Raw genomic sequence first — 14194 nt, 5'->3', positions numbered from 1 at the left:
CCTCACCGGCCCGACTCGTCCGGGCGGGCGTCGCGGGCGCAGCGGAAGCCGCTGAAGATCTGCCGCCGGATCGGGTAGTCCCAGTTGCGGAACGTCCCCCGGCAGGCGGCCCGGTCGGTGCCGAAGGAGCCACCGCGCAGCACCCGGTGGTCGTCGCCGAAGAACACCTCCGAGTACTCGCGGTACGGGAACGCGGCGAACCCCGGATAGCCGCGGAACGGGCTGGACGTCCACTCCCACACGTCGCCGATCAGCTGGTGCACGCCCAGCGGCGACGCCCCGGCCGGATAGGCGCCCACCGGCGCGGGCCACAGGTGCCGCTGCCCGAGGTTCGCCTGCTCGGCGGTCGGCTCCCCGTCGCCCCACGGGTAGCGGCGGGACCGGCCGGTGGCCGGGTCCCAGCGGGCCGCCTTCTCCCACTCCGCCTCGGTGGGCAGCCGCTTGCCGGCCCACGCCGCGTACGCCTGCGCCTCGTACCAGCACACGTGCACCACCGGCTCGTCGTCGCGCACCGGCGACCACCGGCCGAACCGCTGGTACCCCCAGCCGTCGCCGTCGCGCCGCCAGTGCATCGGGGCGGTCAGCCCAGCCTCGGTGCGGTGCGCCCAGCCGGCCTCGCTCCACCAGCGCGGGTCGTCGTACCCGCCGTCGGCGATGAACTCGCGGTAGCGGCCGTTGGTGACCGGGGCGGCGTCGATGACGTACGCGGGCAGGTCCACCGGGTGCGCGGGGCGCTCGTTGTCCAACGCCCACGGGTCGGTGGAGGTGCCCATGGTGAACTCCCCGGCAGGGACCAGGACCTCGTCGGCCACCCGGGCGCGCGGCTGCGGCGGGTCCGGGGCGTACAGCGCCGGCGGGCCGACGCGCAGCTGGTGGGTGGCGAGCATCGTCTCGTCGTGCTGCTGCTCGTGCTGGACGATCATGCCGAAGGCGAACCCGTCGGCGACGAGCGGCCGGTCGGTGAACGGCACCCGGTCGAGCAGGTCGTGCACCTTGTCCCGCACGGTGGCCAGGTAGGCGCGGGCCTCGGCGGGCGGCAGCAGCGGCAGCGCCGGGCGGTCGCGGCGGGGCTGCTTGAACGCGTCGTACAGGTCGTCGATGTCCCGGCGGACGGGCTCGCGCCCGCCGACGTCCCGGACCAGCCAGAGCTCCTCCTGGTTGCCGACGTGGGCGAGGTCCCAGACCAGCGGCGACATGATCGGCGAGTGCTGACGCATCAGGTCGGCGTCGTCGACCGCCTCGGTGAGCCCGGCGGTCCTCGCGCGGGTGCGCTCCAGCTCGGCGGCGATGCGGGTGCGTAGCTGTTCCGCGCCGAGCTCGTGGATGGTCGTCACCGCGATCCCCTCTCCGTGGCGGCCAGCCGCCGCCGTAATCCTCGGGTCGTCTCGTCGTGCAGGTCGGCCGGCAGGTCCAGCCGGGGCAGGGCGGCCAGCGCCAGGTCGAGCAGGTCGGCGGCGGCCCGCGCCAGCGGCGGGTCGCCGAGGCCGTGGCGGGCCGCCTCGTGCCACCGGTCGGCGACCGGCGTGGCCGTGGCCACCGCCTGGCGCACCGTGGCCGGGTCGGCGAGCAGGGCGGCGAGCACCGCCAGCGGCAGCCGCCAGTCCGGCCCCGGCTGGGCGTCCAGGTAGCGGATCTCCAGGTAGCCGCGGGGGCGTACCACCGGGAACAGCGTGCTCAGGTGGTAGTCCAGGTCGTCGGTGGTGGGCGGCCGGGGCAGCACGCCGGTGATCCAGTCGCCGAAGGTCACCCCGGGCGGCGGCGTCCAGTCGGCCTCGTCGTCGCGCAGGCACAGCAGCGGGGCCGCCAGCGCGTACGCCGTCCACGCCGCGACCGGATCGGCGTCGGGCTGCTGCGGCGACCAGACGGGGCGGGTGCGGGCCGGGTCGATGGCCAGCCACGCGGCCATCCGGGCGGACGCCCACCCGGTGCGCCGCCCGGCGTGCCGGTCGGCGGTGGCGAACGCCGCGAGCAGCGGCGGGCCGACCGCGTGGGCCGCCGCCCAGCGGGCGGCGACCTGGTCCGGTTCGCCGGCATCCAGGCAGACCTGGAGCCCGGCGGTGCTGTACATCATGGTCCGGCCGGCGGGGCCACGGCGGTCGAAGACGCAGCGCATGGCGTGGTAGCGCGGGGTGTCGACGACCGGCCGGGGCGGCCGCCACGGGTCGATGCCGGTGCGCCCGAGCGTCAGGCCGGCGGCGCGGAGCAGGTCGGTGACCTGGGCGATGTCGGCGTTCGTGGCGTCGACCAGCGCGGCGACCGAGGAGCGCGGCGCGGTCGAGATCTCGAGCTGGCCACCGGGCTCGACGGTCACGGTGCTGCCGTGCCGGAGCGGTGCGGCGGGGCTGGAGTCGTGGATGGTGGTGGGGCTGTGCGGCCCGAGGGCCGCCCGGAGCCGCTCCCGGTCCACCGGGCGGGCCGGGTCGGCGGCGTCGTGCACGGTCCATTCCAGTTCGACACCCGTGCGGGTCGGTGGGCCGGTCTTGAAGCAGATCCGGGCGATGTGCCGGACCGCGTCGTCCACCCCCCGCAGCGGGGTGGTCCGGTCCAGCTCCGGTGACGTCACCACGAGACGATCCCTCCCTCGGTCGGGGCGGAACAACGTGACCCTTACCGGCCCCGGCGTCCGCGCTGCGACCATCTTCTGTCTAGCAGACGAATTCCGCTCGCCTTGCCGTAACAGATGTTTCGGGATCAGTCCTCGGCGGTGGTGTCCGTGCCCGCAGTGGGGGTGGCCTTCGACGCCGGCCGGCCGGTGTGCGTGGGGCGGGCGGCGGGCGTGGCCGCGGGGTCGGCGTCGGGGACCAGGCGGCGGCAGAACGCGTCTACCTCGGCGGCGTCGCCGGCGGCGGCGACCAGGGGCGCGTACGCCGGGGTGGTCAGCGCCTTCGCCCGCTGCGCGGCCGGCTTGGCCAGGTACGCCCGGCACAGTCCGGGCAGGTTCGCGGCGGCCCCGGAGCGGCCCGGGCCGGGGGTGACGCCGGGCGTCTGTGGCGGCGCGGCCCCGGCGGACGTGCTCGGCCCGGCGCTGCCCGGCGTCGCGGTCCCGCCGCCGGGGGCGGACGGGGCGCCGGCCGGGCCCGGGGCGGTGGGGCCGGCGGTGGTGGGGCCCGAGGCGCTGGGGTCGGCCGGCGCGGTGCTCGGGGCGGGCGCGGGCGCGGGCTCGTCGGCGCGGTCCAGGCCGACCGCCGCGACGGCGACACCGGCGGTCGCGGTGGCGGCGACCGCCCCGATCCAGGCGACCGCCCCGATCCTGCGGCGGCGCCGCCGGGGCGCGCGCGCCGGGGGCGTCGCCGGCGCGGCGCGGGCGGCCCGGAACGCGGCGAGCGCCGCCTCCTCGCCGGCGAGTTCACCGGGGCGGGCCGGCGCCGCCGCCGCGGCGAGCAGGTCGGCCAGGGGGTCGGCGGGACGGCCGTCGTCGCCCGCGCGGCCGTGGCGCGCGGAGTCGAGGAGCCGGTCGGACGCCGCCCGGTCGGCGGGCAGGTCCGGCCGGTCGGGCTGCCGGAAGCTCATCGGTTTCCCCTCACGTCAGCCGTCCGCCTGCTCGACGTACGGCGCGCCGGGCGTCGGCCGGCCGGGGCGGGGGCGGGGCGGCGTCGCGGACGGAGCGGCCTCCGAGGTCGGGTCCTGGCGCTGCAGGAGCGTGGCGAGGCGGCGCAGGCCCCGGTGAGCGGCCGTGCGCACCGCGCCGGCCCGCCGGCCGAGCACCCGTCCGGCGCTCTCGGCGTCCAGGCCGATCACCGCGCGCAGCAGCACCGCCTCGGCCTCCCGGGGCGGGAGGGTGGCGATCAGCGCCAGCGCGGCCTCGGTGCCGAGGGTCTCGCCGGCCCGCTCGGCCGTGTCGGCGTCACCGGCCAGGTCGGCGAGCGCCTGCACCGGCACGGGCAGCGAGGGCCGGCGGCGCTGCCGGCGCAGGTGGTCCATAGCCCGGTTCCGGGCGATGGTGACGGTCCAGGCCCGGAACTCCCCGCCCGTGAAGGTGGGCAGGTCCCGGGAGATCTGCAGCCAGGTTTCCGAGGCCACGTCCTCGGCGTCGGCGCCGACCAGCGCGGTCAGGTAGCGCAGCAGGCCGGGCTGGAGAGTGCGGTAGAGGAACCGGAAGGCGTCCTCGTCGCCGGCCTGCGCCGCGACGACCGCCTCGTTCAGTTCACTCGTCATGGGTACGCCGTTCCCCCTGCCCGGCGTCGGTGGGCGGCACGTCGGCAGCGACGCGCACGGCACCGACCTGGCCCGGCAGCCGGACCTCCTTCCGCACCACCAGCCCCCCGCTGACCCTGATCACGCCCGACACCGTACGCGCCCGGACGGCGCGTACGACCACCACCCGGCGCGGCCGTCGGCAGGGTGCCCACCCGGGGCGCCCGGCTGGCCGGAGCCGCGCTAACGCTAGGAGCGGGGTGCCGGGCGGACAAGTCAATGCCTCCCGGAGAAAGAGTGAGAATTATCAAACGGTGAACACGGCGAGTCGATGTGACACGGCGCGGGCCGCGGACGCCACTGTCTGCGCAGGCCGGGCGCGACATTCGGGCCCTCCCCCGTTCGGCCAGGCCACGGCACCGGCTCGGGCAACCTGTGACAGGTGGTCGCGAGTCGATCACGGGCGAGCCGGCCCGACGGCCGCCCGGCCGCCCCGGCCGCCCCGTCGCTCCGGTCGGTCCGGCCGGAGCGCGAGAAGTGAGCCGGGCGCGCTCTGGGTACGGTATTGCTGTGTTGTCTTCGGGAGTCGTACTCAGCGGTCGGTACCGCCTGGACGACCGTGTCGCCACCGGCGGCATGGGTGACGTCTGGCGGGCCACGGACCAGATCCTCGGCCGGCGGGTCGCGGTCAAGGTCCTGCTGCCGGCGCTGGTCTCCGACCCGGACTTCATCGCCCGGTTCCGCGCCGAGGCCCGCATCATGGCCGCCCTGCGGCACCCGGGCATCGTGCAGGTCTACGACTGCGGCGAGGACGACCTGCCCACCGGCGGGCGGGCCGACTACCTGGTGATGGAGTTCGTCGAGGGCGAGCCGCTGTCCAAGCGGATCGAGGCGGCGGGGCACCTCGGCGTGGCCGAGACCATGTCGATCGTCGCGCAGGCCGCCCAGGCGCTGCACGCGGCGCACGCCGGCGGCATCGTCCACCGCGACGTCAAGCCGAGCAACCTGCTGGTGCAGGAGGACGGCACCGTCGTCCTGGTCGACTTCGGGGTCGCCCGGTCGACCAACGTCACGAGCATCACCAGCACCAACGCGGTGCCGGGCACCGCGCTCTACATGGCACCCGAGCAGGCGGCGGGCCGACCGGTCTCCGGGGCCACCGACATCTACGCCCTCGGCGCGGTGGCCTACTGCTGCCTGACCGGCGGGCCGCCGTTCACCGGCGACAACCCCCTGCAGGTCGCCGTGCGGCATCTGGACGACGAGCCGCCGGAGCTGCCGACCGACATCCCCGGGCCGGTGCGGGACCTGGTGTCCCGCGCCCTGGCCAAGGACCCGGCGGCGCGGTACGCCAGCGGCGCGGCGATGGCGGAGGCCGCGCGGGCCACCATCGCCGACAGTTCCGCACCCACCAGCACCGTGCCGGTGTCGCCGCGCACGCCGGTCGGCGCCCGGAACGGGTTAGACAGCACCCGCGACGACCTGCCGCCGGTGCGGCCGACGGCCGCGCCGGCGCGCACCTTCGTCGGCCGCACGGGCCGGCGCGGCACCCTGGTCGGCGCGCTCGCGGCGGTGGCGGTCGCGGGGATCGCGCTGGCCGCGGCGCTCGGCGCCGCGACGAACGCGGACGCCCCCGCCACGAAGTACGGGCCGACCGCCCCGGCGGCCGACCCGACGCCGGGCTCTGACGACTCGGCCGCCAGCGAGGAGGCCGTGGTCGACCCGGACCGCACGTTCCGGCCCGGCGGGGGTCGCCCCTCGGCGTCGGTCACCCCGACGCCGACCCCGCAGCCGAGCGACTCGGCCGCGCCGGAACCGACGGGCGCGCCGCCCACCAAGCCCGCCGACCCGCCGCCCACCACCGCCAGCACCCCGCCCGACCCGCCGCCCACCACGGCGAGCACGCCGGCCGATCCGCCGCCCACCACGGCCAGCACCCCGGCCGAACCGCCGGCCCAGGGGGACTGACCCCGGCCCCGGCCGGTCCGGGGGCTCGGCCGGGCGACGGCCGCCCCACCGACCCCACCTTCACCAAATCGGACTTAAAACCCAGAACCTCACTTACGCTGACGATGAGGTACGTTCCGTCGTCTGCCGCGGGAGCCATGGGTGAGCGCTGAGAAGTTGGTCGTCATCGGCCAGGGATACGTGGGCCTGCCGCTGGCCATGCGCGCCGTCGAGGCGGGCATGGACGTCGTCGGCCTCGACGTCAACGCCGACCGGGTCAAGCGCCTCGCCTCGGGCGAGTCCTTCGTCGAGGACATCCCCGCCGACCGGCTCGGCCGGGCGCTGGGCAGCGGACGGTACCGCCCGAGCACCGAGTACGCCGACGCCGAGGGCTTCGACATCTGCGTGATCACCGTGCCCACCCCGCTGCGCGACGGCGTGCCCGACCTGAGCTACGTCGAGCAGGCCGGCGGCGGCATCGGGCCGTACCTGCGGCCGGGCTGCGCGGTGATCCTCGAGTCGACCACGTACCCCGGCACCACCGAGGAGCTGCTCCGGCCGCTGCTGGAGTCGGCCAGCGGGCTGACCGCCCCCGGCGACTTCCACCTCGGCTACAGCCCGGAACGGATCGACCCCGGCAACCCGGTGTGGAAGCTGGAGAACACCCCGAAGGTGGTCTCCGGCGTCGACGCGGCCTCCCGGGAGCGGGTCGACGCGTTCTACCGGCGGCTGGTCGAGCGGACCGTGCCGGTGGACTCCACCCGGGTCGCGGAACTGACCAAGCTGATCGAGAACACCTTCCGCCAGGTCAACATCGCGCTGATCAACGAGCTGACGATGCTCAGCCACCACCTCGACATCGACGTGTGGCAGGCGATCGAGGCCGCCGAGACCAAGCCGTTCGGGTTCATGCCCTTCCGCCCCGGCCCGGGCGTCGGCGGGCACTGCCTGCCGATCGACCCGTGCTACCTGTCCTGGCAGGTCAAGCGCCGGCTGGGACGGCAGTTCCGGTTCATCGAGCTGGCCAACGACGTCAACCACGAGATGCCCGAGCACGTCGTCCGACGGATCATGAACGGGCTCAACCGGGCCGGGCGGGCGGTCAGCGGGGCCCGCCTGCTGCTGCTCGGGTTGGCGTACAAGCCGAACACCGGCGACATGCGGGACTCCCCCGCCGTCGACGTGGCCCGCCGCCTGCAGGACCTCGGCGCCGAGGTCCGGGCGGTCGAGCCGTACGCCGAGCCGCACCACCTGCCCGGCGGCGTTGTCGTGGTCGGCCTGACCGAGCGCGAGCTCCGCGAGGCCGACGCCGTGGTGGTGGTAACCGACCACGACTGCCTCGACTACGACCTGGTGGTGCGGCACGCCCGGTACGTCTTCGACACCCGCAACCGCTGCCACGGCCCGACGGTCGAGCGCCTCTGACGCTCAGTCGCCGAGGCTGGTGACGATCGGGCGGGCGAGGGCGCGGCGGGCCGGCAGCACCGACGCGGCCAGCGCGGCCAGCACCGCCACCGCGATGATCAGCCCGAGCCGTCCCCACGGCAGCACCAGCGTGAACTCGCCGCTGAGCCGGGTGACCACCGCCATCGCGCCCGCGCCGACGCCGATGCCGAGGCCGACCCCGAGGACCGCGCCGACCAGCGCCATCAGCGCCGCCTCCACGGCGAGCATCGCCCGCATCCGGCCCCGGGTCAGCCCGACGGCGCGCAGCACCGCGTTCTCCCGGGTGCGCTCCACCACCGACAGGCTGAGCGTGTTGGCGACGCCGACCAGGGCGATGACCACGGCGAGGCCGAGCAGGGCGACGACGAACGCCAGCACCATGTCGATGGTGCCGGTGAGCGACTCCTTGTACGTCGCCTGGTCCACCAGGTTCGCCGTCGGGTAGCGGGCCACCACCGACTCGACGGCCGCCCGGGCCCGCTCGGCGCTCACCCCGGCGGCCGGGTCGATTTCGGCGAGGTGGCCGCGCTCGGCCGGGAAGAGGCGGGAGAAGTCGGTGTCGACCACGTCGACCACGTGCCCGGCCGGCACGGGGCCGCCGGCCAGCGCCGACCCGTCGGCGGCGACGACGGCCGCCACGGTGAACGGCTGTCCGGCCAGGGTGACGGTGTCGCCGACCGACCAGCCCCGCGCCCGGGCCAGCTCCCGGTGCACCAGCACCCGGCCCGGGCCGAGCCGGCCCGCGTCACCGGCGTCCACGGCCGTCAGGGTGCGCCCGACCAGCGCCGGGCGGGCGGTCCGCAGCTCGACCCCGTCGCTGACCCGGCCGCGCAGCTCGTGCACGACGCCCAGCTCGGGGCGGGCGGCCAACTCGTCGACCAGCGGCCCGGGCAGGCTCCCGCCGACGCCGACCACCACGACGTCCACCCCGATCTGCCGGTCCACGGCCCGCTCGATGCTGGCCTTGGCGCTGCCCGCGCCCACCACGAACGCCGACACCAGACCGATGCCGATGACCAGCGCGGTGGCGGTCGCGGCGATCCGACGCGGGTTGCGCACGGCGTTCGCCACGGCCAGGCCGGCGGTCGCCCCGAACAGCCGGCGCGCGGGGACGCCCAGCAGGCGCACCAGCGCCGGCACCAGCACCGGCCCGAACAGCACGATGCCGAAGAACGCCAGCATCCCGCCGGCCGCGACCAGCGGCAGCTGGCCGACGGCCCCGGCCGACCCCAGCGCCGCCACCCCGGCGGCGAGGACCAGCGCGCCCGCGGCCAGCCGGACGCGGCCGGCCCGGCGGGTGGGCTGCACCGCCGCGTCGGTGAGCGCGGCCACCGGCGCGACGCGGGTGCCCCGCCAGGCCGGCACGGCGGCCGAGGCCACGGTGAGGACGGTGCCCAGCAGCAGGCAGACCAGCACGGTCGGCGCCGTGACGGTGATCCCGCCGCCGGCCATCGGCACGTCGAACGCGGACAGCAGGGCGTCCAGGCCGACCGCCACGCCCGCGCCGACCGCCACCCCGAGCGCCGAGGCGGCCAGTCCGGTCGCCGCCGCCTCCAGCAGCGTCGCCCGCAGCACCTGCCCCCGGGTCGCCCCGACCAGCCGCAGCAGCGCGGTGCGCCGGGTGCGCTGGGCGAGCACGATGGCGAAGGTGTTGGCGATGACGAACCCGGCCACCACCACGGCCACCGCCGCGAAGGTGAGCAGGAGCAGGTTGAACTGCCTCAGGTCGCGGACCGCGTCGTCGACGGCGGCGTCGAGGACCGCCTGGCGGTCCTTCACCGTCACGCCGCCGCCGGCCACGGCCGCCACCCGCCCGGCCAGCTCCGCCGCCGACACGCCCGGCGCGGCGGCCACCATGATCCGCCCGTAGCCCTCCTGTCGCGTCACGGCCAGGGCGTCGGGCCCGGCCAGGCCGATGAACGGCCCGCCGACGTCCCGGGCGGTGCCGGCCACGTCGACCGTGCCGACCAGGGTGTACGCGCGGGCCGCGCCCCCGCTGCCGCCCACGCGCACCGGTCCGCCGAGGGTGAACCCCTCCTCGGCGACGGTCGGCGCGTCGAGGACCACCTCGCCGGGGCGCTGCGGCAGCCGCCCGGCCACCACGTCGTACGACTGCAGGGCCGCCTCGGTGGGGATCGCCGCCGCGACGGCGTAGCCGAGGACGGGCCGGCCGTCGGAGCCGACGACCCCGGCGGAGCCGGTCAGCTCCCCGGCGGCGGCCCGCACCCCGTCGACCGCGCGCACCCGCTCCACGAGGGCGGGCGGGATCGGGTCCCGCCCGGCGTACACGGCGACGTCGGTGTGCCGGTCGAAGACGCCGGCGCTCTCGTAGGCGCGGCGCTTCATCCCGTCGGTGAGGATCAGGGTGCCGGCGACGAACGCGACGCCGAGTACCACGGCCAGCGCCGACAGCAGCAGCCGCAGCGCGTCGGCGCGCATGGTGCGCAGGGTCAGCCCGGTCACCGCCGGCCCCCCGTCGCCGCGCCGGCCGGGGCCTGGTCGAGGTGGGCGAGGGCGTCGAGGACGGCCTCCGCGGTGGGCGCGACCAACTCGCGGACCAGCCGGCCGTCGGCGAGGAAGACCACCCGGTCGGCGTGGCTCGCGGCGGTCGGGTCGTGGGTCACCATCACGACGGTCTGGCCGAGGGTGTCGACGGCCTCGCGCAGCAGCCGCAACACCTCCGCGCCGGAGCGGGAGTCGAGGTTGCCGGTGGGCTCGTCGGCGAAGATCACCCACGGTTTGGTGATCAGGGCGCGGGCGACGGCGACGCGCTGCTGCTGGCCGCCGGAGAGCTCGGCGGGCCGGTGCCGCAGCCGGTCGGCCAGCCCGACGGCGGCGACGACCTGGCGCAGCCAGGCCGGGTCGGGGCGGCGGCCGGCGATGGCCAGCGGCAGCACGACGTTCTCCTCGGCGGTCAGCGCGGGCAGCAGGTTGAACTTCTGGAAGACGAAGCCGATCCGGTCGCGGCGCAGCAGGGTGAGCCGCCGGTCGTCGAGCCCGCCGGTGTCGGCGTCGCCGATGCGTACGGTGCCGGCGGTGGGCCGGTCGAGGCCGGCGAGGCAGTGCATGAGCGTGGACTTGCCGGACCCGGACGGGCCCATGATGGCGGTGAACCGGCCGGCGGCGAAGTCGACGTCGACGCCGTCGAGGGCGACGACCCGCGCCTGGCCGGCGCCGTACTCCTTGCGCAGGCCGCGGGCGGTGACCGCGACGCCGGCGGTGGCGAACGCGGGAGGTGGTACGGACACGTCGGTGCTCCCCGTGCAGGTGGTGGTTGCGGACACCTGTCGACGCTATGGGCGGCACCGGCCCGCCGCGTCCGCCCGCACGCTCGCCCCGCCTGCGCCCGGAGGCGTCCCCACGGCGCGGCCCCGTACGACCTGGGGCGTACCCGCCGTCAGCCGCCGGGGGTGACCAGACCGCTCTCGTACGCCAGCACCACCGCCTGCACCCGGTCGCGCAGCCCCAGCTTGGCCAGGATCCGCCCCACGTGGGTCTTCACGGTCGCCTCGGCGACGTGCACCCGGGCGGCGATCTCCGCGTTGGACAGGCCCTGGGCCACCAGCAGCAGGATCTCGCGTTCCCGCTCGGTGAGCTGGGCGAGCCGGGGATCGGCGGCGGGGCCGGGGCCGAGCTGACCGGCGAACCGGTCGAGCAACCGGCGGGTGATCGACGGGGCCACCACGGAGTCGCCCTGGGCGACCACCCGGATCGCGGCCAGCAGTTCCTCCGGCGGCACGTTCTTCAGCAGGAATCCGCTCGCCCCGGCCTGGAGGGCGGCGAACGCGTCGGCCTCGGTGTCGAAGGTGGTGAGCACCAGCACCCGGGGCAGGTCACCCGGCCGGTCGGCGCAGATCCGCCGGGTGGCCTCCACCCCGTCCATCGTCGGCATCCGGATGTCCATGACCACCACGTCGGCCTCGACGCGGTCGAGCACCCGCAGCGCGTCCGCCCCGTCGATGGCCTCGCCGACCACGGTCAGGTCGGGCTGGGAGCCCAGCACCATCCGGAACCCCGCGCGCACCAGCGCCTGGTCGTCCACGATCACCACGCGGACCGTCATGCCGCCACCTCCGTCCCGGTGCTCGACCGTAGCGGCAGCCGCGCCTCGACCTGCCACCCCCCGGCCAGCGTGGGGCCGACGGTGAGGCTGCCGTCGTACACGGTCACCCGCTCGCGCATGCCGACCAGGCCGTGACCGCCGGACGGCGCGGGGCGGACCACGGGGCGGCCCCGCCCGTCGTCGACGACCCGGACCACGACGGCGTCGGGGGTGTGGGTCAGGCCCAGCGTGGCGGTCGCGCCGACCCCGGCGTGCTTGAGGGCGTTGGTGAGCGCCTCCTGCACCACCCGGTAGACGGTCAGCTCCAGGCCGGGCGGCAGGGCCGGCGGCTCGCCGGTGACCGTCGCGTCGACCCGCAGCCCGGCGGCCCGGAACCGGTCCAGCAGTTCGGGCAGCTCCACCAGGGCCGGCCGGCGGTGCGTCGGCTCCGCCGCCAGCGCCGGGGCCGCCGCGCCGTCCGGCCCGTCCGCCGGCCCGGGGCTGCTCGTCTCCCGCAGCACCCCGACCAGGCGGCGCATCTCCTCCAGCGCCTGCCGGCCGGTGTCGGCGACCACGCGCACCGCCTCCCGGGCGGTCTGCGGGTCCCGGTCGAACAGGTAGCGGGCCCCGTCCGCCTGCACGATCATCACGGCCATGCTGTGGGCCACCACGTCGTGCAGCTCGCGGGCGATGCGGGTGCGTTCCTCGGCCACCGCCGCGCGGGCCTCGGCCTCCCGCTCCCGCTCTAGGGTCGCGGCGCGCTCCTCCAGGCTCAGCACGTAGAGCCTGCGGGTACGCACGTTCAGCCCCATCAGCCAGACCGCGCCGGTCATCAGCGCGAACCAGATCGCCGAGGCCCACCAGGCGACGGCCGCCTCGATCTGGAGCGCGGCGAGCACCACGCCGACGGCGGCGACGACGCCGGCGACGATGCCGGCGGCCAGCCTCTCGGCGTACTTCACCACGCTGTACAGGGCGATCAGCACGGCCACGTCGAAGGCCAGCGGGCCCCACCCGGCGACCACCTGGACCCCGGCGAGCACGGCGACCGCCGCCCCCACCGCCGAGGGGTGGGCGCGCCGGAACAGCAGGGCGGCGGCCATCGCCGCCGCGACGCCCGTGGCCCGCCACCCGCCGGGCTGGTTGACGCCCCCGGCGAGGCCGACCAGCACGACGAAGCCGGAGACCGCCACGTCGAAGGCCACGCTGCGCAACGGCCGGCCGAACAGGATCCGCCTCACGGTCACCGAGCGTACGGGGCGCGGGTCCGACGGAGGGCCAGGGTGTACAGGAGTCGCCTGCGCCGCCGTTGATACCTCGCGGGGCGCACTTCTCAGATTCACGTTCCGCCGTATCCGGGAATTGCCACCTCCCCGGCAAATGCGGACGCCCTTTGAGCAATCGTCAATCTCGACCATTCCATTTACGGCGGCCACTGAAATACAGTTGTCGCGCCGGGTCGCCGGAGCAATTCTCCGCCACTCGACCCATCACCACCACCATCGAAGGGGAATCAGCACATGAGAATCGCGCTGGCACGTCCACGCCCGCGGCGTACGGCCCGACTGCTGTTCGGCGCCCTGCTGACCGCCGCGCTCGCGTTCTCCGTGAGCGGCACCGCCACGGCCGCGATCGACAAGGGCGACTTCACCGCGAACGCCCGCACCGACGTCTACATGCGGGACATCGCGTCGGACACCGGGTTCGAGCCGCACGGGGCCATCTACTCGTCGTTCTTCAACAGCCCGGACATCAAGATCTGCCCCACCGCGGTCGAGTGCGCGTCGCACACGAACCCGATCGTCGGATCGACGAGCTACATTTTCGTGAACCTGCGGAACAATGGCCCGTACGGTTCCGGAATCGGCAACGGGACGCTGAAGGCGTACTACACCACCTCTGGTGGCGCCGCGAACTGGCCGATGCACTGGACGCCGATCGGCTCCAAGACGCTGCCCGTCGCCCCCGGGGTCACCACGACGTCGATCGCCTGGCCGAACGTGCCCTCCATCGGGCACTTCTGCCTGCTGCTGCGCTGGGAGTCGGCGACCGACCCGATGCTGTTCGAGGGCACCGCGACCTCCATCAACACGCAGTACAACAACAACATCGCCTGGAAGAACGCCAACACCGTCCCGGCGGGCGGCGGCGTGGTCACCGACCGCCCGTACGCGCTGGCGAACGCCCTGGCCGAGCCGGCCCCGTTCGACCTCGCGTTCCGGCCGCTCGGCGAGCCGGCCCCCGGCGTCAAGGTCGTCGCCGACCTCGGGCCGGAGCTGTTCGAGCGCTGGCGGGCCGCCGGCGGTCAGGGTGAGGGCATCCAGGTCGTCGGCCGCAGCGCCATCCAGATCGTCGACCCGTACAAGGCGCAGATCAAGGGCCTGCTGATCAAGCCCGAGGAGCGGCCCGTCGTGAAGCTGAGCTTCGCCACCAGCGAGACGCTGCAGAAGGCGTACACCCTCCAGGTCGTCCAGGTCGGCCCGGCGCGCAAGCTCGGGGAGAGCTTCGACGTCGGCGGGGTGGACTACACCTTCGAGCCCCGCAAGGGCTGACCGGGCGGGTCGGCGGACCGGAGGGCCGGGGGGCCGGGATCCCCTCCGGCCCGCCGGCCACACCGGTACGACG

The 14194-nt window shown here is 75.9% G+C and carries 12 protein-coding genes; 3 read left to right on the top strand and 9 right to left on the bottom strand.

What is annotated here, in order from left to right; translation table 11 throughout:
- Nucleotides 1-2: 2 nt before the first annotated feature.
- The 5 genes from egtB to ACVMYR_RS26370 form a co-directional block, all read right to left on the bottom strand.
- Nucleotides 3-1334, bottom strand: coding sequence for an ergothioneine biosynthesis protein EgtB (egtB, locus tag ACVMYR_RS26390; protein ID WP_457123028.1), 1332 nt, complete (start codon nucleotides 1332-1334; stop codon nucleotides 3-5).
- On the bottom strand, nucleotides 1331-2566 hold the full coding sequence (gene egtA / locus ACVMYR_RS26385; RefSeq protein ID WP_457123027.1) for an ergothioneine biosynthesis glutamate--cysteine ligase EgtA: 1236 nt from the start codon (nucleotides 2564-2566) through the stop codon (nucleotides 1331-1333). The genes egtB and egtA overlap by 4 nt, the downstream gene beginning before the upstream one ends.
- A 125-nt stretch (nucleotides 2567-2691) precedes the next feature.
- Nucleotides 2692-3510 carry a hypothetical protein gene (locus ACVMYR_RS26380; RefSeq protein ID WP_457123026.1) on the bottom strand — a complete coding sequence of 273 codons (819 nt, stop codon included), beginning with the start codon at nucleotides 3508-3510 and terminating at the stop codon, nucleotides 2692-2694.
- Nucleotides 3511-3525: 15 nt separating this feature from the next.
- Entirely contained in the window at nucleotides 3526-4155 is a 630-nt protein-coding gene (locus ACVMYR_RS26375; RefSeq protein WP_043968943.1) for an RNA polymerase sigma factor, read from the bottom strand.
- Nucleotides 4145-4279, bottom strand: a complete 135-nt coding sequence (locus ACVMYR_RS26370) for a hypothetical protein (protein ID WP_457123025.1) — start codon at nucleotides 4277-4279, stop codon at nucleotides 4145-4147. Before ACVMYR_RS26370 ends, ACVMYR_RS26375 begins: the two co-directional genes overlap by 11 nt.
- Before the next feature lie 425 nt (nucleotides 4280-4704).
- On the opposite strand from ACVMYR_RS26370, the gene ACVMYR_RS26365 reads away from it, so the two are divergent.
- Entirely contained in the window at nucleotides 4705-6102 is a 1398-nt protein-coding gene (locus ACVMYR_RS26365; RefSeq protein WP_457123024.1) for a serine/threonine-protein kinase, read from the top strand.
- 141 nt (nucleotides 6103-6243) lie between these two features.
- Nucleotides 6244-7506, top strand: coding sequence for a nucleotide sugar dehydrogenase (locus tag ACVMYR_RS26360; RefSeq protein ID WP_043968941.1), 1263 nt, complete (start codon nucleotides 6244-6246; stop codon nucleotides 7504-7506).
- 3 nt (nucleotides 7507-7509) lie between these two features.
- Here the strand turns inward: ACVMYR_RS26360 and ACVMYR_RS26355 are convergent, their stop codons facing one another.
- From ACVMYR_RS26355 to ACVMYR_RS26340, 4 genes are all read right to left on the bottom strand, one after another.
- Entirely contained in the window at nucleotides 7510-9990 is a 2481-nt protein-coding gene (locus tag ACVMYR_RS26355) for an ABC transporter permease (RefSeq protein ID WP_457123023.1), read from the bottom strand.
- On the bottom strand, nucleotides 9987-10775 hold the full coding sequence (locus ACVMYR_RS26350; protein WP_091280760.1) for an ABC transporter ATP-binding protein: 789 nt from the start codon (nucleotides 10773-10775) through the stop codon (nucleotides 9987-9989). The genes ACVMYR_RS26355 and ACVMYR_RS26350 overlap by 4 nt, the downstream gene beginning before the upstream one ends.
- 149 nt (nucleotides 10776-10924) lie before the next feature.
- Nucleotides 10925-11590 carry a response regulator gene (locus ACVMYR_RS26345; protein WP_077940118.1) on the bottom strand — a complete coding sequence of 222 codons (666 nt, stop codon included), beginning with the start codon at nucleotides 11588-11590 and terminating at the stop codon, nucleotides 10925-10927.
- Nucleotides 11587-12816 carry a sensor histidine kinase gene (locus ACVMYR_RS26340; protein WP_396793251.1) on the bottom strand — a complete coding sequence of 410 codons (1230 nt, stop codon included), beginning with the start codon at nucleotides 12814-12816 and terminating at the stop codon, nucleotides 11587-11589. Before ACVMYR_RS26340 ends, ACVMYR_RS26345 begins: the two co-directional genes overlap by 4 nt.
- Before the next feature lie 273 nt (nucleotides 12817-13089).
- On the opposite strand from ACVMYR_RS26340, the gene ACVMYR_RS26335 reads away from it, so the two are divergent.
- Complete coding sequence (locus tag ACVMYR_RS26335; RefSeq protein ID WP_077940116.1) at nucleotides 13090-14121, top strand: hypothetical protein; 1032 nt, start codon at nucleotides 13090-13092, stop codon at nucleotides 14119-14121.
- Nucleotides 14122-14194: the final 73 nt, after the last annotated feature.

The sequence above is a fragment of the Micromonospora sp. PTRAS2 genome (assembly GCF_054052245.1).
The sequence above is the reverse complement of the archived record's forward strand: the minus strand, read 5'-3'. Positions and strand labels throughout refer to the sequence as shown.